The sequence below is a fragment of the Haloarchaeobius litoreus genome, assembly GCF_024495425.1.
Classification (GTDB): domain Archaea; phylum Halobacteriota; class Halobacteria; order Halobacteriales; family Natrialbaceae; genus Haloarchaeobius; species Haloarchaeobius litoreus.
In genome coordinates this window covers 1,198,603-1,221,208 of sequence record NZ_JANHJR010000001.1, presented here as the reverse complement: position 1 = coordinate 1,221,208, position 22,606 = coordinate 1,198,603, and the positions used below count along the sequence as shown (strand labels likewise).

General features: G+C 69.8%; 20 protein-coding genes. 11 read left to right on the top strand and 9 right to left on the bottom strand.

What is annotated here, in order from left to right:
- Window positions 1–82 precede the first annotated feature (82 nt).
- From NOW55_RS06245 to NOW55_RS06230, 4 genes are read left to right on the top strand one after another with little or no spacing between them, the layout of a single operon-like run.
- Complete coding sequence (locus NOW55_RS06245; RefSeq protein WP_256399227.1) at window positions 83–823, top strand: hypothetical protein; 741 nt, start codon at window positions 83–85, stop codon at window positions 821–823.
- Complete coding sequence (locus NOW55_RS06240) at window positions 820–1,968, top strand: hypothetical protein (RefSeq protein ID WP_256399226.1); 1,149 nt, start codon at window positions 820–822, stop codon at window positions 1,966–1,968. The genes NOW55_RS06245 and NOW55_RS06240 overlap by 4 nt, the downstream gene beginning before the upstream one ends.
- Window positions 1,965–3,251, top strand: a complete 1,287-nt coding sequence (locus NOW55_RS06235; protein ID WP_256399225.1) for a signal peptidase I — start codon at window positions 1,965–1,967, stop codon at window positions 3,249–3,251. The genes NOW55_RS06240 and NOW55_RS06235 overlap by 4 nt, the downstream gene beginning before the upstream one ends.
- Window positions 3,241–4,359, top strand: a complete 1,119-nt coding sequence (locus tag NOW55_RS06230) for an ICP22 family protein (protein ID WP_256399224.1) — start codon at window positions 3,241–3,243, stop codon at window positions 4,357–4,359. The genes NOW55_RS06235 and NOW55_RS06230 overlap by 11 nt, the downstream gene beginning before the upstream one ends.
- 17 nt (window positions 4,360–4,376) lie before the next feature.
- Here NOW55_RS06230 and NOW55_RS06225 read toward each other — a convergent pair whose 3' ends face one another.
- Complete coding sequence (locus tag NOW55_RS06225; RefSeq protein ID WP_256399223.1) at window positions 4,377–6,506, bottom strand: histidine kinase N-terminal 7TM domain-containing protein; 2,130 nt, start codon at window positions 6,504–6,506, stop codon at window positions 4,377–4,379.
- Window positions 6,507–6,612: 106 nt separating this feature from the next.
- Between NOW55_RS06225 and NOW55_RS06220 the strand changes: the two genes are divergently transcribed.
- From NOW55_RS06220 to sucD, 3 genes are all read left to right on the top strand, one after another.
- Window positions 6,613–7,092, top strand: a complete 480-nt coding sequence (locus NOW55_RS06220) for a cupin domain-containing protein (RefSeq protein ID WP_256399222.1) — start codon at window positions 6,613–6,615, stop codon at window positions 7,090–7,092.
- A gap of 88 nt (window positions 7,093–7,180) precedes the next feature.
- Window positions 7,181–8,329, top strand: coding sequence for an ADP-forming succinate--CoA ligase subunit beta (gene sucC / locus NOW55_RS06215; RefSeq protein WP_256399221.1), 1,149 nt, complete (start codon window positions 7,181–7,183; stop codon window positions 8,327–8,329).
- Window positions 8,326–9,195 (top strand): succinate--CoA ligase subunit alpha, encoded by an 870-nt coding sequence (gene sucD / locus NOW55_RS06210; RefSeq protein WP_256399220.1) that lies wholly within the window; start codon window positions 8,326–8,328, stop codon window positions 9,193–9,195. The genes sucC and sucD overlap by 4 nt, the downstream gene beginning before the upstream one ends.
- A gap of 21 nt (window positions 9,196–9,216) precedes the next feature.
- On the opposite strand, the gene NOW55_RS06205 is transcribed toward sucD, so the two are convergent.
- From NOW55_RS06205 to NOW55_RS06190, 4 genes are all read right to left on the bottom strand, one after another.
- The gene (locus tag NOW55_RS06205) at window positions 9,217–11,397 is read right to left on the bottom strand and encodes a hypothetical protein (protein ID WP_256399219.1); all 2,181 of its coding nucleotides are present in this window, start codon (window positions 11,395–11,397) and stop codon (window positions 9,217–9,219) included.
- Between the two features lie 75 nt (window positions 11,398–11,472).
- Window positions 11,473–13,287, bottom strand: a complete 1,815-nt coding sequence (locus NOW55_RS06200) for a hypothetical protein (RefSeq protein WP_256399218.1) — start codon at window positions 13,285–13,287, stop codon at window positions 11,473–11,475.
- Window positions 13,288–13,383: 96 nt separating this feature from the next.
- Window positions 13,384–14,424, bottom strand: a complete 1,041-nt coding sequence (locus NOW55_RS06195; RefSeq protein ID WP_256399217.1) for a hypothetical protein — start codon at window positions 14,422–14,424, stop codon at window positions 13,384–13,386.
- A 52-nt stretch (window positions 14,425–14,476) separates the two neighbouring features.
- Window positions 14,477–15,487 (bottom strand): hypothetical protein, encoded by a 1,011-nt coding sequence (locus NOW55_RS06190; protein ID WP_256399216.1) that lies wholly within the window; start codon window positions 15,485–15,487, stop codon window positions 14,477–14,479.
- 144 nt (window positions 15,488–15,631) lie between these two features.
- Here NOW55_RS06190 and NOW55_RS06185 point away from each other — a divergent pair, with 144 nt between their 5' ends.
- The 3 genes from NOW55_RS06185 (at window position 15,632) to rbcL (ending at window position 18,789) form a co-directional block, all read left to right on the top strand.
- Window positions 15,632–16,618 (top strand): Gfo/Idh/MocA family protein, encoded by a 987-nt coding sequence (locus tag NOW55_RS06185; protein WP_256399215.1) that lies wholly within the window; start codon window positions 15,632–15,634, stop codon window positions 16,616–16,618.
- A gap of 23 nt (window positions 16,619–16,641) precedes the next feature.
- Entirely contained in the window at window positions 16,642–17,424 is a 783-nt protein-coding gene (locus tag NOW55_RS06180) for an HAD-IIA family hydrolase (RefSeq protein WP_256399214.1), read from the top strand.
- A gap of 96 nt (window positions 17,425–17,520) precedes the next feature.
- The gene (gene rbcL / locus NOW55_RS06175; RefSeq protein ID WP_256399213.1) at window positions 17,521–18,789 is read left to right on the top strand and encodes a type III ribulose-bisphosphate carboxylase; all 1,269 of its coding nucleotides are present in this window, start codon (window positions 17,521–17,523) and stop codon (window positions 18,787–18,789) included.
- A gap of 9 nt (window positions 18,790–18,798) precedes the next feature.
- Here rbcL and NOW55_RS06170 read toward each other — a convergent pair whose 3' ends face one another.
- The gene (locus NOW55_RS06170) at window positions 18,799–19,482 is read right to left on the bottom strand and encodes a class I SAM-dependent methyltransferase (protein WP_256399212.1); all 684 of its coding nucleotides are present in this window, start codon (window positions 19,480–19,482) and stop codon (window positions 18,799–18,801) included.
- A 118-nt stretch (window positions 19,483–19,600) separates the two neighbouring features.
- On the opposite strand from NOW55_RS06170, the gene NOW55_RS06165 reads away from it, so the two are divergent.
- A complete protein-coding gene (locus tag NOW55_RS06165; protein WP_256399211.1) occupies window positions 19,601–19,774 on the top strand; it encodes a hypothetical protein in 174 nt (57 codons plus the stop codon).
- Window positions 19,775–19,869: 95 nt separating this feature from the next.
- Here the strand turns inward: NOW55_RS06165 and NOW55_RS06160 are convergent, their stop codons facing one another.
- From NOW55_RS06160 to NOW55_RS06150, 3 genes are all read right to left on the bottom strand, one after another.
- Window positions 19,870–20,064, bottom strand: coding sequence for a cold-shock protein (locus tag NOW55_RS06160; RefSeq protein WP_089731634.1), 195 nt, complete (start codon window positions 20,062–20,064; stop codon window positions 19,870–19,872).
- Window positions 20,065–20,233: 169 nt separating this feature from the next.
- Window positions 20,234–22,006 carry an acyl-CoA dehydrogenase family protein gene (locus tag NOW55_RS06155; protein ID WP_256399210.1) on the bottom strand — a complete coding sequence of 591 codons (1,773 nt, stop codon included), beginning with the start codon at window positions 22,004–22,006 and terminating at the stop codon, window positions 20,234–20,236.
- A 71-nt stretch (window positions 22,007–22,077) separates the two neighbouring features.
- Window positions 22,078–22,566, bottom strand: coding sequence for a metal-dependent hydrolase (locus NOW55_RS06150; RefSeq protein WP_256399209.1), 489 nt, complete (start codon window positions 22,564–22,566; stop codon window positions 22,078–22,080).
- Between the last annotated feature and the right edge of the window lie 40 nt (window positions 22,567–22,606).

Below are 22,606 nucleotides of genomic sequence, written 5' to 3'. Positions count from 1 at the left end.
ACCGGTGGGGCGACCAGTGGTCGGTCGACCGGTCTCGTCGTCGAGTCCGACACGCCGCCTGGGGGCGGCAGGGGGGAAACACGTGACATCTACACAGAAACAACTGAATCGACGCGACCTTCTCGCCGGCATCGGCGCTGGCGCAGTCGGGCTCGCCACACTCTCCGGAGTCTCGGGCGCGTTCGGCTCCAGCCCGGCGTACACGCACTACACGTACGCAGCGCCGAACTCGCTGGTCCGGGTCGCCTGGTTCGAGACGTACAACGGAGACGTCCTCGAGGTACAGAACGGATCGACGGTGACGAACGGAACCACCGTCCTCGACCCGGACGAATCACCGGCGTACGTCGAAAACGCCTCCGGTCCCGTCGTGACGCTCGACAACCTCATGCCGGGCGACGAGGGGACCCTCGTCGTCGGGTTCGAGGCAGTGGACACGCCGGCTCAGGTTCGCCTGCTTCCGCAGCTCGCCGCGACCGCCGAGAACGGTATCGTCGAGCCGGAGGTCGTCGCCGGTGATACGACGCCGACCACGGGCGAACTGCAGGACGCCCTGCTCGTGGAGGTCTGGCGTGATTCGAGCCTGCTCGGCGGCTGTGACGGCCGCCGCGGACTCGGTGACACGACCATCACCTCGGGGACGCTCCAGCACGTGAGCGACGAGTACGGGCCGGAGGGCATAGACATCGGCTGTCTCGACGGCGGTGAGAGCAGCTGTCTCGGGCTCGCCTGGCGGTTCGACCCGGTCAGCGCCGACACCCAGACAGACAGCGTCACGTTCGACCTCGTCTGCGAGGCGGTCAGCTGCGGAGGTGCGCAATGAGCGGGCTCACGCGGCGCGAGATACTCGTCGGGGCGTCCGTCATCGGTGGCGCGGGTGCCATCTCGACGGCGAGCACCTACGGCGCGCTGGCCGACCTGGAGCGGTTCACCGGGAACTCGCTGCAGGCCGGGCTGCTCGACCTGCTGGTGGAGTGGGAGCACGACGACGACACCGGGGCCAGCGACGGTCAGGTGTCCATCGACCTCGGCACCCTCTCGCCCGGCAGACAGGGCTACGTCACGTTCATCGTCGACCTGCCCGAGTCCGACGACGGCGTCAACAACCCGGCCTACACCTGGGTGCGGACGTTCTGCCCGTCGACGACCGGTCGGCTCGCGGGCGCGCTCACCCTCAGCCTCCGGTACGTCGACGAGACCGGTGCGTACACCAGCGAGCCACTCTTCGAGGGGACGCTCTGTGACGTCGCGCGCACGTACCAGACCGGGCTGGCGCTGGACCCGGCTCACGACCCGACCGCGACCGTTCCCGGCTGCCTGAACGCCAGCGAGGACGGTCCGCTCCACCTCCGGCTCGACTACGAGCTCGCCGAGGACTACGTCGGGGAGGAGACGGTCGGCCTCGGCTTCGAGTTCGCGGCGGTCGCGTGCCGGCACACCGACCCGACCGACGGCGGCCCGTTCGCGGCCGTTCAGGCGGTGAACTGCTACTGCGGCCCCGACAGACACGGCGTCAGCTACGTCGAGGTGTACGTCTGCGAGGACGGTGCACCGGGCTGCGACTGCGTCCTGCTCGGGAAGCTCGAACTCGACGACAAGCTCCCCGAGAACTGCGGCATCGGAACGCCGGAGACCCTCGGCGAGAACCACATCGAACCTGGCCGGTACACCCTCCCGGTCGACGACGACTGCGAGGACACCGGCTACGACATCGTCGTGACCGAGACGGTCACCAAGCCCGACGGCGTCGACGAGGAGGTCGTCGCGCTCGCCTTCCACGTCGAGGGCGACGGGGAAACGCCCGACCCGACGCTCTGTCAGGTCGCCGTCAAGGGCGGCCCCGGTGTCGCCTACTACGGCCCCGAGCACCTCGACGGCAACGGCACCGACGGCGTGCTCGGCGCACCTGAGGTCGATGACGACGACGGTGGCACCGGTGCCCCCGGTACCGGAGGTGGCAGCCGATGACGCCCGAGCTGACCCGCGGTGGGGTGCTCCGGGCCATTGCGCTGCTCCTCGTGGTTGCGCTGGTCGTCCCGTTCGTCGTCTTCGCCGTCCCGCAGGTCGCGGGCGGTGACGCGAGCTTCGTGGTGGTCTCCGGCAGCATGGAGCCCGCCATCTCCGTCGGCGACGCGGTCGTCGTCGCGGAGGTCTCCGGCGAGAACGTGCGCGTCGGCGACGTCATCACGTACGTCACGGCGGACCGCGCCGCCCCGACGACCCACCGGGTCATCGAGATCCGCGAGACGGCGGCCGGACCCGAGTTCGTCACACAGGGTGACAACAACGAGGACCCCGACGCGAGCACCGTCACGCCCGACCGGCTGGTCGGCCGCGTGATACTCACCATCCCGTTCATCGGCTACGTGGTCGAGTTCGTCGGGACGACGGCCGGTTTCGCGCTGCTCGTCGCGGCACCCATCGTGCTGCTCGTCCTCACCGAGCTCCGGGCGTTCCTCAAGCGCGCCCGCGAGGAGAACGACGAGTCCGGCGGCGGGTCGACGACCGATGGCGTGGCCACCGTGGCCGCGTCGGAGGCCGACGACGAGCCCGCCGGCTGGAGCATCGGCGTCCAGGACCTGACCATCACGATGGCGGTCGTCGGCATCGCAGCCGTCTACTCCGGTGTGATGGCCTACCTCGTCTACGACGGGTCTGTCACCTACCTGCGGCTGCTCCAGCTGAGCGCCTCCGCGTTCGCGGCGTTCGCCGTCGGGTTCGCGGTACTGCTCGGGATGCGGCTGTTCGTCGCGCCGACGGGCGACACCCCGGTCGCCGCCGACGGTGGCGTGCTCCGTGGCTCGCTCGACGAAGCGACCCGCTCGCTGCCCACGGTCACCGTGGCCAGCGTGGACGAGCTCCGCGCCATGGCCACCGGGGCCGGGCGCTGGCTCGTCCACGACGAGACGGACGACCGGCTCAGCTACTCGGACGGCACGATGCTGTACGTCTGTGACGCGCCGACCGACGGCGTCGACGAGACGGCCATCGTCGCGGACGGGTCCGTGAGCGACGAGGCCACCAGCGACGAGGCCACCGACGCCGACGATCCGGTGTTCGGCGAGGCGGACGACTCCGCCCTCGGCGAGCGCGACGAGGAGAGCGAGTGGACCGTCGTCGACGACGCCGTCGACACCGAGGAGGCCGCGTGGGCGGCGCTGTTCGGCGACGCGTTCGACGCCGAGGGACAGGAGTTCACGTTCCCGGCTCGCGACGCCCGGCCCGACGGAGGTGAGGCCGATGACCAGTAGGCTCAGCCCGGCACTCGTCGTGTTCGCCGCGATGCTCGTCGTGCTCGCAGCCGTCGCTGGCGGCAGCGTCACCGTGGGGCTGTTCGCGGACCGCGAGAATCTCGACCTCGCGGTCGGCGGCTCGGGGGCCCCGACCCCCGACAACGGCACCGTCGAGGTCACCGGCTCGAACCACCCCGCCTGGGAGGACTCGGTCCGGGTGCTCCACGAGGGTGACGACGTGGCCGTCGTCTCCATCGTCACCGACACCGGCGGCGTGGTCGAGTTCACCGTCTCCCGCGTCGTGGACTCGCCCGCCACCGTGATGGTCCGACTCGACGCGCTCGCAGCTGTCGGCATGGACATCACGGCGTTCCAGCTGCTCGTCGACGGCCAGCAGTCCCCGTACACTGTCGTGGAGGCCGACGGCTACTCGTGGGCGTCGTTCCACATGGCCTCGTTCTCGACCCACTCTGTTGGGTTCGAGTCGCTCGCGCCCGCCGTCGACGTCGCTGACGCTCGGAACGAGAGCGTGGCTGACGGGAACAGCACCGTCGATGATGGCAACAGCACCGCCGGCGAATCGGGTGACGGCAACGTCACCGTCGATGATGGCAACAGCACCGTCGGCGAATCGGGTGACGGCAACGTCACCGTCGATGATGGCAACAGCACCGTCGAAAATGGCAACAGCACCGTCGGCGAATCGGGTGACGGTAACGTATCCGTCGACGATGGTGCCGACAACGTGACCATCGACGGCGGCGACAACGGCACCGTCATCGACGGCGACGCGCCGGTCAGCGACTCCGATGACAACAGCACCACCGAGGAGCCCGCGCAGCCCCCCGACAGCGGGTCCGGCGACAACGTCTCCGTCGGTGATTCCGGCGAGGAGGGTACGGTCGGTGACGACAGCGGCGGGGTCGACGACGGTACCGACTCCGAAACGACCGACGACGACTCCGACGCTGGAACCGACACCGGAACGACCGACGACGGCTCCGACGCTGGAACCGACACCGGAACGACCGACGACGGCTCCGACGCTGGAACCGACACCGGAACGACCGACGACACCGTCGACTCCGGAACGACCGACGACGGTTCGGGACAGGCATCGGCCTGACCCGCCATCAGGGCGGCTCAGTTTTCGGTGACGAACTCGAAGCGAGCGCCGCCGTCGGTGTCGCCGAGTTCGACCGTCCAGTCGTGGGCCTCGGCGATGTCGGCGACGATGGCCAGCCCGAGGCCCGTCCCGTCGTCGCGTGAGGTGACGCCCGGCTCGAAGGCACGCTCCCTGAGCTCCGACGGGAGGCCCTGGCCGTCGTCGGCGACGTAGAAGCCGTTCCCGTCGTCGAGTATGCCCACAGTTACGGTGATGGAGGCGTCGCCTGCACCGCCGTCTGTCGTTCCCGGAGCGGCGGGGTCGGCCTCCGACGGGGCGCTCACGACGCCGTGTTCGATGGAGTTGCGGAAGAGGTTCTCGAGGAGTCGTGCGAGCTGGTTCCGGTCGGCGTCGACGGTCGTCGAATCGACTACGGAGAGGGTCCCGCTGTCGGTGTCGACACCCGACCAGGCGGCCCGGGCGGCTGACTCGAGCTCGATCGGCATCGTCTCGGTTATCTCGCCACCCTCCCGTGCGAGCGCGAGCACGTCGTCGACGATACGGGCCATGCGGTCGTGGCTCGTCGAGACCTCGTCGAGATAGTCGCTGGCTTGCTCGTCCTCGATGACGTCCTCCAGGAGTTCGACGTAGCCCTCGGCGACGTTCAGCGGGTTGCGGAGGTCGTGGCTGACGACGCTCGCGAACCGGTCGAGGCGCTCGTTGGTCGCCGCCAGCTCCCGTTCGCGCTCGATGCGTTCGGTCACGTCGCGGGTGTTGACGACGATGCCCTCGACGGTCGGGTCGTCGAGGAGGTTCCGGGCGGCCGACTCGTGGACGCGCCAGGAGCCGTCGGCGTGCTGGATGCGGTACTCGACGCGGTCGATGGTCCGGTTCTCCTCGACACCCTTCGCGAACTCCGTGGCGAGTTCGTCCCGGTCCTCGGGGTGGATGTACTCGAACGCGTTCTCCCCGACCAGCTCCTCCGGGTCGTAGCCGAGCACCTGCTTCGTCGACGGGCTCTGGTACCGGACGGTGCCGTCGACGTCGAGCACGGCGACGATGTCGGAGGCGTTCTCGATGAGCGTCTGGAAGCGCTGTTCGGCCTCGCGCGTCTCGGTCACGTCGCGGAGGACGAGCAGCCGGCTCGCGTCGCCACGGCCGACCGAGGAGACCGTCGCGTTCACGAACCGTCGGTCGGCCCGCTCGCCGACGACGAACTCGGCGAGCTCGTCCCCGGCACCGTCGTCGTCGAGCACGTCGGCATCGTCCGGGAGCACGTCCGCGACGGGCTGGCCGACGGACAGCGACGTCGAGAGCAGGCGCTCGGCGGCGGGGTTTGCGTCGACGACCCGGTTCGCCTCGTCGAGGACGACGTAGCCGTCGCGCATCTCTTCGATGACGGACTCGCGGGCGACCGGCACCACGTCGAGCAGCCGGTATCGCGTGATCGCCAGCCAGAAGGCGACGCCGGAGACGGTGAACGCCGACCCGGTCAGGTTCAGGTCGGGGCCGACGCCGGAGAGGTGTGCGACGTTCGTGAGCAACGGCACCAGTGCACCGACGGTCAGGAGCGCGGCCTGCCCGCGGAACGTGGTGTCCTGGGTCCGGGCCCGGAACAGGAGCACGTAGGCCCCGGCCAGCACGATGACGTACGAGTAGAGTGCGTGAGCGACGTACACCGGGCCGAGCTCTCTGTCGAGTACGGGGATCGAACCCATGGTCATGATCGGGTCGCTCCCCGACCAGAGCAGTTCGTGCGACCCCATCGTCAGCGCCACCAGGGTGAGCACGATGGGTTCCACCCCCAGCACGGCGTACGTCCGGCGGCTCAGCCACCGGTCGCGACCGGCGTAGCTGAGTGCGAACAGCAGCCACGCGAGCGGTGGGATGACGGTGACGATGTTCAGTGCGGCCTCCAGCGCGACCTTCGACTGTAGGTCGACGAGCAGCAGCTGGACGGCGTCGCCGACGGACCAGATGGCTGCGCCGAACATCAGCAGCGAGAACAGCGAGAGCAACCGCCGGTTGGCGGGGTTCTCGCGGGCCACGTACAGGGCGTAGACCCCGAGCCCTCCGGAGAGCAACGCGGAGCCGACGAGTACCAGAACGAACGCCACGTGGGTGGCTGTCATGCTCTCGACGGCGACGAACGTCGACACTAGTATCATCAGTAGATTCGTGTGAGTGAACTTATTTTCCGTGGCTAGCGGTGGTCGGGTGTGGGACCGCTCGCCCGTGCCAAACGGTTATGCCCGGACCGGGTGAAACCGGGCCATGGAACGGTGCTCGGTCGACGACCGCCCCGCGACGGTGACGGAGGGCGGGGCGCTCCGACGGTCGCTCTCCGACGCGCTCGGCATCGACGGGCTCTCGCTGAACCGGTATCGCGTCCCGGGCGGCGAGCGCCTGAGCCTGTCACGGCACGCCCACACCGCACAGGAGGAGGTGTTCGTCGTCCTCGCAGGTGAGGCGACGTTCGAGACGCGCGCCGGCGAGGTGACCGTCGGGGAGCGCGAGGCGATCCGGTTCGGCCCCGGCGAGTTCCAGTGCGGGCGCAACGACGCCGACGAGGATCTCGCTGTCCTCGCAGTCGGCGCGCCCAGAGACGCCGGCGAGACGCTCATCTCCTGGACGCCCGAACTCGGTGACGTGGCCTGTCCGGACTGTGGGTACGACGCGATGCGGGTCGAAGCGACCGACGGCGGCGCAGTGCTCGTCTGCCCCGAGTGCGACACCGGGTGGGACCCGGACTGACGCTCCCGAACCGGTCGGTCTCTCGCAAGCGACCGACGGTTTCGACACTACTAACTCCGGGTCCGCGAAACTACCGACCGAGCCAACAATGAAACTGCACGAGTACCAGGCGAAGCAGGTCTTCGCCGACGCCGGTATCCCGACGCCGTCGTCGACACTCGCGGACACCGTCGACGACGCCGTCGCGGCGGCCGAGGAGATCGGCTACCCGGTCGCGATCAAGGCGCAGGTACAGGTGGGCGGACGTGGGAAGGCGGGGGGCATCAAGCTCGTCGACGACGCCGACGAGGCCCGCGAGGCCGCAGACGCCATCCTCGGGATGGACCTCAAGGGCATCCACGTCGACCGCGTCCTCGTCGAGGAGGCCGTCGACTTCGTGAACGAGCTGTACGTCGGGGTCACGATGGACCGCGGCGAGGGCAAGCCCGTCGCGATGGTCTCGACGCGCGGCGGCGTCAACATCGAGGAGGTCGCCGAGGAGGACCCCGACGCCATCGTGCGCGAGCACGTCGACCCCTCGTTCGGGATGCACCCGTACCAGGCCCGCCGGGCCGTCTACGAGGCGGGCGTCGAGCGAGACGTCGCCCGTGACGTCGCGAGCGTCCTCCAGACGCTGTACACGCTCTGGGACGACAGGGACGGCGCGGACGCCGAGATCAACCCGCTGATGGTCACGAGCGACCGCGAGGTCGTCGCGGCCGACGCGGTCATGAACATCGACGAGGACGCGCTGTTCCGCCAGCCCGAACTCGCCGAGATGGAGGATGACGCCGCGGGCGGCGACGACCTCGAAGCCAAGGCCGACGAGTACGGCTTCGACTACGTCCGTCTCGAGGGCAACGTCGGTATCATCGGCAACGGTGCCGGCCTCGTCATGACGACCCTCGACCTCGTCGACCACTACGGCGGCGAGCCCGCCAACTTCCTCGACATCGGTGGTGGCGCGAAGGCGGAACGCGTCACGAACGCACTGGACATGGTGTTCTCCGACGAGAACGTCGATTCGGTCGTCTTCAACATCTTCGGCGGCATCACCCGCGGCGACGAGGTCGCCCGCGGCATCAACGAGGCCCTGGAAGGCTTCGACGAGATACCCAAACCCGTCGTCGTCCGCCTCGCGGGCACGAACTGGGAGGAGGGCATGGAGATTCTGAACAAGGACCTCGTCACGGTCGAACAGACCCTGGAGGACGCGGTCCAGCGTGCGGTCGCGAACGCGGAGGAGGTGGACCAATGAGCGTACTAGTCGACGACGACACCAGAGTCGTGGTACAGGGCATCACCGGCGGCGAGGGCAAGTTCCACGCCGGCCAGATGATCGAGTACGGGACCAACGTGGTCGCCGGCGCGGTCCCCGGCAAGGGCGGCCAGGAGGTCCACGGCGTCCCGGTCTACGACACCGTCGACCAGGCGGCGCGCGAGGAGGACGCCGACGCGTCCGTCGTGTTCGTCCCGCCGGCGTTCGCGGCCGACGCCATCTTCGAGGCGCTCGACTCGCCGGTCGACCTCGCGGTCGCCATCACTGAGGGCATCCCGACGCAGGACATGGCCCGCGTGAACAAGCGCCTCTCCGAGGTCGACACGCGCCTCATCGGCCCGAACTGTCCGGGCATCATCACGCCGGGCGAGGCCAAGCTCGGCATCCTGCCGGGCAACATCTTCGAGGCCGGCAACGTCGGGCTCGTCTCCCGCTCCGGCACGCTCACGTACCAGGTCGTCTCGAACCTCACCGAGCGCGGCATCGGCCAGACCACGGCCATCGGCATCGGCGGCGACCCCATCATCGGGACGGACTTCGTCGACTCGCTGCGCCTGTTCGAGGACGACCCCGACACCGACGCCATCGTCATGTGCGGTGAGATCGGTGGCGAGGACGAGGAGGAGGCCGCCGCGTTCATCGACGACTACGTCGACACGCCGGTCGCCGGCTTCATCGCGGGCCGCACCGCCCCGCCGGGCAAGCGCATGGGCCACGCGGGCGCGATCGTCTCCGGCTCCGGTTCCGGCACCGCACAGTCGAAGATAGACGCGCTGAACGACGCGGGCGTCTCCGTCGGCGACACCCCCGAGGAGGTCGCCGACCACATCGAGAGCTTCCTGTAAGCTCGCGCCCGATTCCGTTCTTCAGAACAGGTTCCGGAGCCACGCCGCCAGCCTGCCGAGTGGGCCGCGCGTCTCGGATTCGTCGTCGTCCAGCCGGCCCAGGATGACGCCGTCGAACTCGTCGGCGGGCTCGTCATCGGCGAGCGCGCGCTCGTCCGGGTCCGCGAGCAGGTCGGCGTCGACGGGCTCCTCGGGCGAGATGTCGGGCTGTTCGGGCACATCGCCCGTCGGTTCGTCGGCGTCGGATTCGGCCTGCGCCTCGGACGACCATGACGACGCGTCCGGCCCGACACCGCCGGCCAGCGGCCCGGCCGTGCTCGTCTCCTCGTCGCCATCGACGTCCGGGATGTCGTCTTCGTCGACGTCGAGGTCTATCACGTCGATGCTCGGGGTCGCCTCCGGCTCGCCGGCGTCGATGGAATCGTTCATCTCGCCGGAGGGTTCGGCCGCCGGTTCCGCCGGTTCTTCGGTGTCGACAGCGTCGGTCGTGTGGCCCGATTCGACGTCCGCCAGTGCTTCGGCGTCCGCGTGCGTGTCGTCCTCGGGGATGCTTGCCGGGTCGTCGGCCGCGGTGGCGGGGTCGGCGTCGCTCGCCGGTACTTCGGTTTCGGCTGTAGCCTCTGGTGCCTCGGTACCGTCGTCTGCCCCACCCGTCCCGGCGTCGGTCTCCGATACTCTCGTCTCGGAGTCGGTGGCCGGTACGGACGGCTCGTCGGGGACCGGTTCGTCGGCAGTCGACTCGTCCCCGCTCTCCGGCCCGGGGAGCGCTACCGGACCGTCCTCGACGACTGTCGTGTCCGCGGCGTCGGCCGCGCTGGTCGCGTCGCTCTCACCCGCTGTCGGCACTCCGTCGCCAGCCTCGCTCGAACCGGGTGACTCGGGCGCGGGCGTCTCCACCTCGGGCGTCGTCAGCTCGTCCGGGTCGAGAATCGGTGCCGTGGTGTCGGTGGGCGGCTCGGGCCCCTCGTCTGGTGGCGCTTCGTCCGCGACACCACCGACCGCCGCTTCGTCGGCGTCGGCGGCCACGTCCTCCGGGTCGGCGTCGGCCGGCTCCGTGTCGGTCGGCTCGGCGTCCACGGAGTTGAGCACGTCGTCGGTCGCCATGCGCTCGGGGTCGTCCTCGCTGACCGGCGGGTTGGTCTCCTCCAGCCCGGCGAAGACGTCCTCCAGTCCGTCCTCGACGACCGTGGTCTCGGGACCGCCACCGACCAGTCCTGCGGAGCCGGTCGGTCCGGAGCCGTCGTCGGTCCCATCGGCCGCCGACGCGGCGCTCCGCGTGACCGTGGCGTCGCCAGCCTCGTCCCCGGAACGCGTCGGCTCGTCCAGGTCCGACAGCAGCGACGCCACGTCGTCGTCGACGCTCTCGTTCGCCGCCGGTGCGTCGGTCCGGCCGGTGTCCGCGTCGGCCTCGATGGTCTCGAACACCTCGTCGATGCCCTCGCCCACGACGGTCTCCGGGCCGGATTCGACCGCCACCTCGGTCTCCAGCGAGCGCGAGGAGCGGTGGACACGCGGGCCCGTTCCGACCGACTCCGCGAAGGCGTCGCCGGCGACGCTCGCCAGCTCGGAGCCGCGGTCGTGGGCTTCCCGGGCATCGTCGGCAGCGGCGAAGTCGGGGAGCTGCTCCGCGCGGAGGAGTGGCCGTCGGAACACCCGGACGCGCTCGCCGTAGCGTTCGCGGAGCTCGGCGAGGTGGTCGGTCTCGACGCAGACGAGCCGCCAGCGACCGTCGCGGTCGGTCAGCAGCGCGAACGTCAGCCCGTCGAGGTGCTCGGCGACCGCGGCGGCGAGCGCCGGGTAGTTGTGCTCTCCGAGGTCCGACGCCGGATAGGTGAACGTCGACTCGCGGCGTTCGCCGTCGGGCGTCACGACGGTAATACTGATGGGGTCGTCACCGGACAGGTCGACACGCCAGCCGTGCGGTCGACAGGCATCGTCGAGCTGGCGAGCCGGCGCGTGGCCCCAGTACTCGCGGTCGGCGTCGATGCCCGCGGCCCCGGTCGCGAGCGTGTCATGGAGTCGCTCGTACAGCGTCGATTCCTCCGCGTCGTCGAACCGGTGGTCGAAGAACTCGGGGAGGGAGAACCCGTCCGGAACGGCGTCCTCGCCGTGGGCCGCAAGGATCTCCTCGTCCGAACGGCCGAACCCGCGCAGGACGGCCACGTACTCGGCCAGCCGCTCGCGTCGGTCGCGGTCGGTCATCGGTTAGATTACGGTTTCGCAACTCACGAATATTAACGTTCGGTACGACCGTCCGACAGAAACCGGGACGGGAACTCAGAAGATGCCCTTGATGACGGCGACGATGCGCCCGACGACACCCGGCGAATCGTCGCTCGTCTCCGCGGCCGCGGCGTCGTCGGTGCTCGTCTCCGCGGCCGGGGCGTCGTCGGTGCTCGTCTCCGCGGCCGCGGCGTCGTCGGCGTTCGTCTCGACCGTGCCCTCCTCGGCGGCCGCCGCAGGCTCGCTCGTCGCTGCGGGTTCCTCGGCGGACGCCGTCGGGCCGTTCGCGGTGGCCGACTCCTCGCTCGCCGTCGCGGACCCATCTGTCCCCGCCGGGGGCGACGCGGGTTCCTCCGCCGTCGTCGCTTCGGGGGACGTGGAGTCGGCGGGCTCCGGTTCGGGTTCTGCGGGGTCGGCAGGGGCCGACTCGGTCGCAGGTTCCGACGGTTCGGCTGGTGCTTCGGGCTCCGGTTCGGTCCCAGACGGCTCGCTCTCGGCAACCGTGCTGGCCGGTTCGGCCGTCGTCTCGGCTGCGGGTTCGGCCGTCTCCGCCGGTTCCGAGGCCGTCTCGGGCTCCGTCCGCGCCGGCTCCGGGTCGGCCATGACGAAGCCACCGTCGTCGTCTGCATCGAGGGAGGCGCTCTCCGGTTCGGCGGGTTCCGCCGCGGCCGTCGCGGGCTCTGGCTCCGCGGCCGGTTCTGCCTCGGACGCCCCCGACGCGTCCGCGTCGGCGGGACCGGGTTCTGCTGGGGTCGGATCGGGCTCGGTTTCGGCGGTCGCAGCGTCGGCAGCCGGCTGCGGGTCTGCAGCCGGTTCCGGCTCCGAGTCCGCGGTCGGGGCCGGCTCTGCCTCCGCCGGTTCCTCGTCGGCCGCCCCCGTGGCACCGCCGACCAGGTCCTCGACGGTCTTGCCGGTGGACTCTATCTCGACGCCGCCGTCACCGCCCGCGGTCGCGTCCTCCTCGATGGTCGAGAAGATGTCCTCGAGACCCGTCTCGACCTCCGACCTCTCCTCGGTCCCCTCGATGTCCGCCGTGACGTCGTCCGAGGAGCTCTCGAGGTCGACGTCGCTGAGGTCCGAGCCGCCGCTGCCGAGCCAGCCCTCCGTGGACTCGTCGACGCCGATGTCGCCGTCGCTGTCGTCGCCTGCGTCGCTCGCGCCGCTCCCACCGCTCGCGTCGCTTCCCGCGGCGGCCTCGACGGCCGGCTCCGAGACGGCCTGCCCCGAGGCGAACTCGGCTGGCGTGTGCTCGTGGAGGAGTGGCTCGCCGAAGCACTCGATGCCGCCGCCGTAGTGCTCCTCGAGTGCGTCGAGTCGGTCGGTCTCGAACAGGACGAAGCGCCAGCGCTCCTCCGCCCAGTCCGACAGCATCGCGAAGGTCAGCGGGACGCCGTCGAGCATGTCGGACTGGATCGCCGCCACGAGCGCGGGGTAGTTCTGCTCGCCGAGGCCGGTGTCCGGGTACTCGAAGGTGGTCGTTCGGACGTTGCCGTTCGGGTCCTCCAGCGCGATGCGGAACGGCTGGGAGGGTTCTGCTCCGGACTCCAGGGGCTCGCCGTTCCCGTCGAGGAAGTACATCGAGAAACCGAACGCGCCCATCACCGTGTTCAGCTGCTGGGGGACGACGCGGTTCGGGTAGTCACGCGGGGCGTCGATACCCCGCGGTGCCGTCGCGAGTACGCGATGTGTCTGGTCGTAGAGGTTCCGTGGTGTCGGTTCCCCGTCGATCGACTCCAGCACGACTCGACCGACCGACACGTCGTCGGGTGGGTCGGAGACACCGTACACCTCGCAGATATCCTCGTCGGAGAGGCCGCACCGCCGGAGTACGGTGATGTGGTGTGAAACGAGATCCTCGGGACTGCCCATGTCCCAAGTCACCAGTCAACCGTTCTTAGGCGTGTCGGCCAATCGACCGGCCAGCACCCCGACAGATAGTTGCAATGAAACTACAGATTGGTGCGCTCACCTGTCCTCGGGCTCGTTCCGCTCGTCGTCCACCCTCCCGGATGCGACGATCGGCTCCTCGTCAACTTCGCCGCGAGCGACGATCGGCTCCTCGTCAACTTCGCCGCGAGCGACGATGGGTGGCTCGTCGAGCGCTGGCCCTGCTGGTTCGGTCGGCGGGGCGTCGAGTACGGGCCGCTCGGCGGGCGCATCGAGCGCACTTGGGCGGTCCGTCTCGGTATCACCCTCGACGTGTCCCGGCGCGACGATCGGCTCCTCTTCGACATCGCCACGGGCCACGATCGGCTCCTCTTCGACCTCGCCGGGTGCGACGATGGCCGGTTCGTCGAGCGGTGGACCCGCCGGCTCGGACGGTGCCGCATCGAGGGCGCGCTGCTCGGTGGCCCCGTCGAGCGGCATCGGCTCCTCGTCCTCGGTGGCCTTCCGTCTGATTGCGTCGAGCACGTCGTCGACGCTCCGGTCGGAGACGACGCGCTTCGGCCCGCCACCCGGCGGTGACAGCTCTGCGCCGGCGTCGCGGTACACCGGCGGCAGGTGGTCGGCCGGGTCGAGCGAACGGTCCGCCGGCTGGTCCGCGTGGAACGTCGCCACCCCGTCGAGTTCGACGCCCTGGCCGAACTGCTCCCTGACGCCGGCCAGCCGTCGTGCTTCGACGACCAGGAACCGCCAGCGGTCGTCGTCCGCGAGCCTGACGACGCGGTAGCTCCCGTCCAGCACCACCCGTTCGACCGCGGCGATCCGCTCGAACAGGCTCCCCTCCGCGTCCGCGACCGCGGCCGCGGCGTCGCTCCGCCCGAGTTCGCGGAGCACCGTCTGGATCGCTGCCGCCACCGCCGCCCCGCTGGCGTCCCCGGCGAGGTCGACACCGCGGTCGGCGGCAGCGAGCGTCGCCACCAGCCGCTCGTGTCGGTCCTGGGGCGAGGAGCGCTCGAACAGGTCCTCGACGGGCACCTCGTCGTCCTCGCCCTGGCGTATCTCGTGCTCGCCCAGGCCCAGTCCTCGGCAGACGGCCACGTACCTGGATGCGTCACTGTTCATGCGATACCGTACCACACGACCCTCGGGGAGAAAAAGGTAGTCCCGTGGCGGCTCAGCTCGAGAGTATCGAGCGGATCTTGCTCGCGATGCCGCCGCCGTCGCCGTCCTCTTCGCCGTCCTCTTCGCTGTCGCTGTCGCCGACTTCTTCGCCGTCGCCGACCTCCTCTCCGTCGCCGTCCGCCGCGGCAGCATCGGTGTCGGAGTCGTCGGTCATGGGTTCCTCCACATCGACTTCCTCCTCGTCGGACGACACGTCGTGGCTGTCGAACGTCGCGGAGAGTGTCGAACCGCTGTCGATCTCGGGTGCCTCGCCGTCGTCCGGGTCGGCCGCCGCCGGCTCGGCTATACCGGCGCTCACGTCGTTCGTTTCGGTGTCGGTCGCGGGCTTCTCGGGGGTCGAGTCAGTGGGAGTCGACCCCTCGCTCGTCTCCTCCTGACTCGACTCGCCCCACGCGGGAGGGCCCGAAGACGAGCTGTCGTCGTCGATGTCGAAGGAGAACCCGTCCTCGTCGAGGTCGCTCTCCGTCGAGCGTGCCTCGGCCATCCCGCCCGGGTCCGTGTCAGCCGTCCTGGCCGGCTGGCTCTCCGCGTCGGGTCCCACGTCGGACCCGTCGGTGTCGGTCCGGCCGGCCTCCTCGCCGCCGTCCTCGGTCTGGACCCAGAGGAAGCCGTCCTCCTCCTCGCGCTCCGGGAGCAGGAGCATGTCGAACAGCTCGTCGTCGGCGGCGATGGCGTCGTCCACCTCGTCGACGTGCTCGACCTCCTCGTCGGCGCTCGCGATGATCTCCTCGGGGGACTCGTCGCTGAGCTCGTCGAAGGGGTCCGCCTCGGCCGTCGCCTGCTCCTCCTCGGCGACCTCCGCACTGAGCTGCTGGAACAGCTCGCCAGCTGTCGTATCCTCTATCTCGTCGCGACCGCCCGTGCCCTCGGGTGTCGCGCTCTCGTCGGTCGGTTCGTCTTCGCGGCCGCCGTCGCCTGAGGACGCGAAGAGCTCGTCGATGTCGAGGTTCGCCTCGTCACCACCCATGCGAGACGACCCCGAGTCCATCGTCCTGTCGGTCATCGGGGGATGTAGAAACCTCGGACTCCACACAATTAAATTTTTGCTATATCCGCGAGCCAATTTGCAAAGTTAAATCCGATGCCTGATTCTCCAACGGTTTCCGTATCGGCAGGTGTTAAACCCGGGGAGACTGAAGCGCGAGGTATGGATTTCGGCGTACTCTCGACGGCGAACATCGGACGGAAGGCGGTGATTCCGGGTATCAGGACGGCGGGTCACGAGGTGGCCGCCATCGCCTCGCGCTCGGCCGAGCGTGCGGAGACGGTCGCGGCGGACCTCGACATCGACCGAGCGCACGGCAGCTACGATGCGCTCCTCGCCGACGAGGCGCTCGACGCGGTGTACGTCCCGCTGCCGAACGCTCACCACGACGAGTGGGCCCGGAAGGCTGCCGACGCGGGGCTCGACGTCCTCTGCGAGAAACCGCTGGCCGTCGACGCCGACGAGGCCCGCGCGCTCGGCGACTACTGCGACGACGCGGGTGTCACCCTGATGGAGGCGTTCATGTACCGCTACCACCCGAAGACCGAGCGTGCGGCGGCGGTCGTCGCCGGGGAACTCGAAGACATCCGCGGCGCGTTCGCCACCTTCCAGTTCCCGCTCCGGGGACGGCCGGACGACATCCGCCTCGACCCCGAACTCGCCGGGGGGTCGCTGATGGACGTGGGCTGCTACGCCGTCAGCGTGCTCCGGACGCTCCTCGGCGAGCCCGAACGTGTCAGCGCCCGAACGCTCGACACCCGCGACTGCGGCGTCGACACCCACCTCGCCGGCACGTTCGAGTACGACGGTGCGACCGCGCAGCTCTCCTGTAGCTTCGACACGCAGGCCGAACAGCGCTACCGCGTCGAGGCGGAGAACGGCTGGCTCGAGGTGGACGGCGCGTTCAACCCCTCGGACGCCGGCGAGCCGCAGTCCATCACCTATCAGGTCGACGGCCGGCAGGTCACCGAGACGTTCGAGCCCGTCGACCAGTACGCCGAGCAGGTGCGCCACTTCGTCGACTGCGTCGAGCACGACCGTCGGCCCCGCACCGACGCCGACGAGGCCGTCGCCAACATGGCCGTCATCGACGCGCTGTACGAGAGCGCCGACACTGGCGAGCCCGTCGACCTGCCGACCACTCAATAGTCTGCGGTCCCGAGTCTCCGGCGATGACCCGTTTCGACGGCGTCGTGCTCGACGTCGATGGGACCGTCCTCCGCGGCGAGCGCGCCCTCCCCGGTGCGCCAGCGGCGGTCCGGTCGCTCCGGGCCGCCGGGCTCGCCACGCTCTTCGTCACGAACAACCCGACACGGCCACCGGCGAGCTACGCCGACCGGCTCGCCCGTGCCGGCGTCGACGCGACCGCCGAGCAGGTGCTCACCGCCGGCGAGGTGACCGCCGACTACCTCGCCGGGCGACACGACGGTTCGGCCCTGTTCGTCGTCGGCGAGGACGGTCTGAGGGAGCAGTTGCGCGAGCGGGACCTCCGGCTCACCGACGACCCCGACGCGGCCGACGTCGTCGTCGCCTCGGTCGACCGCAAGTTCCACTACGACGACCTGCGGGACGCGTACTGGGCGCTCTCCGGTGGCGACGTCCCCCTCGTCGGCACCGACCCGGACAGGGTCGTACCCGCGGCCGAGCGCGACGTCCCGGGCTCTGGCGCGATCGTCAACGCGGTCGCGGACGTCGCCGAGTGCGAACCGGAGGCCGTGCTCGGGAAGCCACACCCGGCCACCCGTGGGGTCGCCCTCGACCGGCTCGGCGTGCCCGCGGACCGCTGTCTCGTCGTCGGCGACCGCCCCGACACCGACATCAGGTTCGGTGCGGATGCCGGGATGACCACGGTGCTCGTGCTCTCCGGGGTCACGGACCGGGCCGCGCTCGCCCGGAGCGACGTCGAGCCGGACTACGTCGTCGACTCGCTGGCGGCCGTTCCCGACCTCCTCTGAGCGGGGGCGACGACGGCCGACCGCCCCGCCATCGCGTGCCACTGGTTGCCACATAGCAACTTCCAAATAGCTGGCCGGCGAACATCTCGGATTCCAATGACTGGAATCGAGTACGACGACTTCCTCGACCTCGACTACGAACCGACCGACACCGACCTCGTCTGCGAGTTCACCATCGCGCCTGCCACCGATATGACGATGGAGGCCGCCGCCTCGCGGGTCGCCTCCGAGTCCTCCAACGGCACGTGGGCCGCCCTCCACGTCGACGAGGCCGAACTCACCGACCTCTCCGCCGTCGCCTGCGACATCCGCGAGAACGCAGGCCCCGGGGGCAACATCACCGTCGCCTACCCCGCCGACCTGTTCGAGGACGGCTCCATGGCACAGATCCTCTCGTGCATCGCGGGGAACATCATGGGGATGAAGGCGGTCGACAGCATCCGGCTGGAGGACTGCAAGTGGCCGGAGACGCTCGTCGACGGCTTCCCGGGGCCGCAGTTCGGCTCGGCGGTCGCCCACGAGAAGCTCGACGCCGGGGACCGTCCCGTCCTCGCGACCGTCCCGAAGCCGAAGGTCGGCCTCTCCACCGACGCCCACGTCGACATCGCCGAGCAGGCCTGGCGCGGCGGCGTCGACCTCCTGAAGGACGACGAGAACCTCACCGACCAGTACTTCAACCCGTTCGAGGACCGTGTCGAACGGTCGCTCTCGGTCGCCCGCGAGCTCACCGAGGAGACCGGCGAGCGGAAGGACTACCTCGTCAACATCACCGCCGAGACGGACGAGATGGTCCGCCGCGCGGAGTTCGTCGCCGACCAGGGCGGCGGCTTCATCATGGTCGACGTCGTCACCGCGGGCTGGTCGGCCGTCCAGACGGTCCGGGAGGTCGCCGAGAAGCACGACCTCGCCATCCACGCCCACCGCGCGATGCACGCCGCCTTCGACCGGATGGACCATCACGGCGTCTCGATGCGCACGCTCGCACAGGTCGCCCGGCTCTGCGGCGTCGACCACATCCACACCGGGACCGCCGGCCTTGGCAAGCTGGAGAACGAGGACACGCCCGGCATCAACGCCTGGCTGAAGTCCGACCTCTACGGCATGACCGACGTGCTCCCGGTCGCCTCCGGTGGCCTGCACCCCGGCGTCGTCGACGCGCTCATCGACGCGCTGGGCACCGACATCGCCATCCAGGCCGGCGGCGGTATCCACGGCCACCCCGACGGTACCGAGGCCGGAGCCCGGGCGCTCCGGCAGTCCGTCGAGGCGTCGATGCAGGGCGTGTCGCTCGCGGACTACGCTGCCGACGGCAATCCGGAACTCGCCACGGCGCTGGACAAGTGGGGAGCGGAGACGCCGCGGTAGAGCCGTCGCTCAGCGGTCGAGACGTGCGAACAGGAACAGCTTCTCGGCGTCATCCGACTCCGCGTCGACCAGCTGACTCTCGCCACGCTCCCTGTCGTCGCCGAGCGTGTCGATGACGCCGACGGCGTCGAACACCTCGAAGTCGGCCGCTTCGAGATGCCGGGTGCTGGCCTCGCGCCCGAGTATCTCCCACTCCATCGGTGCACCGCCGGCGAGCCAATCGTCGTTCCGACCGGTCCAGTCCTCAGTCCCCGTGGTGACCAGTGCGACACCACCCGGGCGAAGCACCCGGGCGAACTCCTCGTACACGTCGGGAGTCTCCGCCGCCGGGACGTGGATGATCGAGTAGAACGCCGTGACGCCGGCGAAGGTGTCCGCGTCGTAGGGGAGGGCCGTCATGTCGCCCTGGACGACTCGGCCCGGAGCGACGTCGTTCGCGCGTCGCGCCTGCTCCTGCGACAGGTCCAGCCCGGCGACGGACCGCTCGCTCGCCAGCACGTCCAGCACCCCCCGACCGTCGCCGCATCCGGCGTCCAGGAACGGCCCCGGTGGCGCGTCGGCGCGCAGGCGGTCGAGGAGCGTCTCGTTCCCCTGATCGCCGCGCTCGCTGGCGTAGGTGTCCGCGAGTTCGTCGTAGCCCTGCCTGACGACCGCTCGGCTGGCGCGTGCGTCCTCGTCGTCGTCGCGTTGCACGTTCAAACCACTGTGTGCACGTCTAAAGGGCGTTTCCCCGCCACGGCACCCCGTCTCGTGTGCGACGGCGACGCAAGGCCGAGGTGGCTACTTCTCCCGCGCCCGCCACGCTCGGACCATGCGAATCGAGTCGGACCCACTGACCTGCGAGAACTGCGGCGACCTCGAACACGGCGACGTGGAGACGGTGCCCGCCGTCCCGAAGCTCGACCCCGAGAGCTACGCAATCGAGGGCGAGGGAACGGACGTGTACGTCTGTGCCGGCTGTGGCTCGGTGCTCGGCGTGCGGTGACCGAACGGTCCCGGCCGGTCGACTGCACGGGGTCGTCACTGTCGGACGTAGCGTCGAAAGAAGTGTCGCAGAATAAACTGCGGTAGTTTACGAAATTACGAGCGGACGACGTTCTTGGCCCGGGGGCCCTTCGGCGCGTCTTCGATGTCGAATTCGATCTCCTGTCCCTCCTCGAGGTCCGGTCCGCCAACGTCCTCCATGTGGAAGAAAACGTCCTCGTCCGCGTCCTCAGTCTCGATGAAACCGTAGCCGCCTGTGTCGTTGAAGAAGTCAACCTTGCCGTTTGCCATTGCGAATGAACAAAGCCGAGGTAGACGTATAAGGGTTCCGTGTTGTCTGCCCCGTGACAACGCGGTACCGTGGTCGAAACGTTCGAAATCGCGTATTTCGGGCTGTGACACAGATTTCTCGACGGCGTGAGATGTGCTGGCTGGGTCGCTGTCGACTGCTCAGGCCGTCTCAGTCGTCTGCGGGTGCGGCGTCGACGAGGCTCTCGGGGTCAGTCGATTCGAACCGGACGACCGAGTCGAAGTGCTCCAGCGCGAAGCGGTCGCCGTCGGCGATGCCGCGGTCGCCGCCCGACTCGCGGAGCCGCCTGTCGACGAACCGTTCGGCGACGAGCGCGGTCCGCCCGTCGTCCGCGTCGTCGATCTCCGCCTGCGCCTCCCGACAGAGCAGTGCGCCGGTGTACACGTCGAAGACGAGGTCGGCCAGCTCCTTCGCCTGCAGCTGGGCGTACTCGCCGTCCTCGGTCGCGAGCGTCGCCATCGCCGCCCCCATATCGGCGTTCGCGTCCTCGATACCCCGGACTGTCTCCGCCAGCGCGGGATGCTCGACGGCGTCGAGGTTCGCCCGAATCTCGGCGAGCAGGGGCTCGTGGGCGTCCTCGGCGTCGAGCGCGCGGAGCAGGTCCAGCGAGAGGATGTTCGACGTGCCCTCCCAGATGGGGAGCACCTGTGCGTCCCGGAGCAGTCGGTGGGTGACGAAGTCGTTCACGTAGCCGTTGCCGCCGAGTATCTCCATCGCGTAGGAGGCCGTATCGACGGCCATCCGGGCGGTCCGGTACTTCGCGACCGGGACGAGGGCGCGCATCAGCCGGTACGCCTCGTCGTCGCCGGCCTCGCGCTCGGCCAGGACCCGACCCGCGTCGAACGTGTACGCCGTCGCTGCCTCGTGGTCGACGGCCATGTCGACGAGGTCCCGTTTCATCAGCGGGTACTCCTGGATGGGCGAGCCGAACGCCTCGCGGGTGGCGGCCTGCACCTTCGCCTCCAGCAGGCAGCGACCCATGATGGCGATGGAGGCCGTCGCGTTCGACAGCCGTTCGAGGTTCAGCATGTCGGTCATGTACTTGAACCCGCGCTCCTCCTCGCCGACGAGGTAGCCCGTCGCGCCGTCGAGTTCGACCTCGCCCGTCGGGACCGAGATGGTCCCCAGTTTGTCCTTCAGCCGGCGGTACAGCTGGTCGTTCAGCTCCTCGGTCTCGCCTGCGTCGCCCTTCGTGTGCGGCACGAGGAAGAGCGAGAGCCCCTTCGTGCCGTCGGGCGCGTCGGGTGTGCGGGCGAGCGCGAGCGTCCCCTCGGCGTCGATGTTCGAGCAGAACCACTTCTCGCCGGTGAGCTCGTACTCGCGGCCCGCGACGTGCTCGGCGACGGTCTCGTTCGCGCCGACGTCGCTGCCGCCCTGCTCCTCGGTGAGGAACATCGCGCCCTCGACGTTGTCGTCTCCATCCCGGGCGACGAGGCGCTCGTAGTACGACTCCAGCAGGTAGCCCTCGCCGTACTTGTCCAGCACGAGCGCGACCCCGCCGGTCATCGACACCGGACAGGTGAAGCCGGGGTCGGCGTAGGAGAGCAGGTACTCCATCGCGAGGTGGTGTGTCAGCGGCATCGGCTCGTCCCGGCCCGGCGGGGCCTCGAAGGCGTCCGAGACGATGCCCGCACCGTAGGCGATGCGCTCGTTCTCGTACTGCTTCGGGTGGTACTCCACCTCGTTCTGTACGTTCCCGTGGGCGTCGTAGGTGTGGAGTTCGGGGCCGTGGTCGTCGACCGCGTCGGCGTTGTCCGCGACTGTGTGGCCGACGACTTCGCCGAACTCGCGGAGTCGTGGCTCGGCCCAGGCGTGCTCGTCGTCGTCGAACACGCGGGCGACCTCCCGGCGGAACGTCCGGTCGAGGTCGAAGTAGTTCACGTGTCGGCCGGCCTCGAACCGGCCGTAGTCGATGGGGTCCATGCGCCTAGTTCCCACGCCGGGGGCAAAAAACCGGGCAGAATAAACGACGGGAAACCGCACCGGCGTTCGACTCAGCCGACGCGGCCGCCGACGACTGCCGCAACGACCGTGACGAGCGTGCCGAGGACCAGCAACAGGACGTTCGCGACCGTGCTGTCTGCCCGGGTCGCGGAGAGCGAGTAGTTCTCCGCGGAGACCGGCCAGAACGGCTCGATGCCGGCGGGCGTCAGCACGTCGCCGGCGAGGTGCGCGACGATGCCGTAGCAGCCGATCGCGACGCCCGCGACCCCGACGACCTGCGGGTCCAGCCCGAGCGAGGGGGCCGCCGCGTAGCCGGCTCCACCGAGGACCACCCCGACGAGCAGCGCGAAGGCGAGGCTGTGTGTCGGTCCGCGGTGCTCGACGAACGGGACGCGCTGGTCGTAGTCCGGCAGCGGTGCGAGCACGAGCATCGCCGCGCCCCCCAGCAGTGCGACGGCCGGGTAGCCGGCGAGCAACAGCGCGAACCCGACGGGTGCATAGAGCAGCAGCGAGACGCCATAGTGTCCGGTCCGGTACATCTACCAGCCGCTTGACGCTCGTCGTATTCCAACGTTTCGC

What these genes read in the sequence shown, in the direction of transcription:
- NOW55_RS06240 (WP_256399226.1), top strand. Translation starts at nt 820, where the DNA reads ATGAGCGGGCTCACGCGGCGCGAGATACTCGTCGGGGCGTCCGTCATC.
- NOW55_RS06235 (WP_256399225.1), top strand. Translation starts at nt 1,965, where the DNA reads ATGACGCCCGAGCTGACCCGCGGTGGGGTGCTCCGGGCCATTGCGCTG.
- NOW55_RS06230 (WP_256399224.1), top strand. Translation starts at nt 3,241, where the DNA reads ATGACCAGTAGGCTCAGCCCGGCACTCGTCGTGTTCGCCGCGATGCTC.
- NOW55_RS06225 (WP_256399223.1), bottom strand. Translation starts at nt 6,506, where the DNA reads ATGATACTAGTGTCGACGTTCGTCGCCGTCGAGAGCATGACAGCCACC.
- NOW55_RS06220 (WP_256399222.1), top strand. Translation starts at nt 6,613, where the DNA reads ATGGAACGGTGCTCGGTCGACGACCGCCCCGCGACGGTGACGGAGGGC.
- sucC (WP_256399221.1), top strand. Translation starts at nt 7,181, where the DNA reads ATGAAACTGCACGAGTACCAGGCGAAGCAGGTCTTCGCCGACGCCGGT.
- sucD (WP_256399220.1), top strand. Translation starts at nt 8,326, where the DNA reads ATGAGCGTACTAGTCGACGACGACACCAGAGTCGTGGTACAGGGCATC.
- NOW55_RS06205 (WP_256399219.1), bottom strand. Translation starts at nt 11,397, where the DNA reads ATGACCGACCGCGACCGACGCGAGCGGCTGGCCGAGTACGTGGCCGTC.
- NOW55_RS06200 (WP_256399218.1), bottom strand. Translation starts at nt 13,287, where the DNA reads ATGGGCAGTCCCGAGGATCTCGTTTCACACCACATCACCGTACTCCGG.
- NOW55_RS06195 (WP_256399217.1), bottom strand. Translation starts at nt 14,424, where the DNA reads ATGAACAGTGACGCATCCAGGTACGTGGCCGTCTGCCGAGGACTGGGC.
- NOW55_RS06190 (WP_256399216.1), bottom strand. Translation starts at nt 15,487, where the DNA reads ATGACCGACAGGACGATGGACTCGGGGTCGTCTCGCATGGGTGGTGAC.
- NOW55_RS06185 (WP_256399215.1), top strand. Translation starts at nt 15,632, where the DNA reads ATGGATTTCGGCGTACTCTCGACGGCGAACATCGGACGGAAGGCGGTG.
- NOW55_RS06180 (WP_256399214.1), top strand. Translation starts at nt 16,642, where the DNA reads ATGACCCGTTTCGACGGCGTCGTGCTCGACGTCGATGGGACCGTCCTC.
- rbcL (WP_256399213.1), top strand. Translation starts at nt 17,521, where the DNA reads ATGACTGGAATCGAGTACGACGACTTCCTCGACCTCGACTACGAACCG.
- NOW55_RS06165 (WP_256399211.1), top strand. Translation starts at nt 19,601, where the DNA reads ATGCGAATCGAGTCGGACCCACTGACCTGCGAGAACTGCGGCGACCTC.
- NOW55_RS06160 (WP_089731634.1), bottom strand. Translation starts at nt 20,064, where the DNA reads ATGGCAAACGGCAAGGTTGACTTCTTCAACGACACAGGCGGCTACGGT.
- NOW55_RS06155 (WP_256399210.1), bottom strand. Translation starts at nt 22,006, where the DNA reads ATGGACCCCATCGACTACGGCCGGTTCGAGGCCGGCCGACACGTGAAC.
- NOW55_RS06150 (WP_256399209.1), bottom strand. Translation starts at nt 22,566, where the DNA reads ATGTACCGGACCGGACACTATGGCGTCTCGCTGCTGCTCTATGCACCC.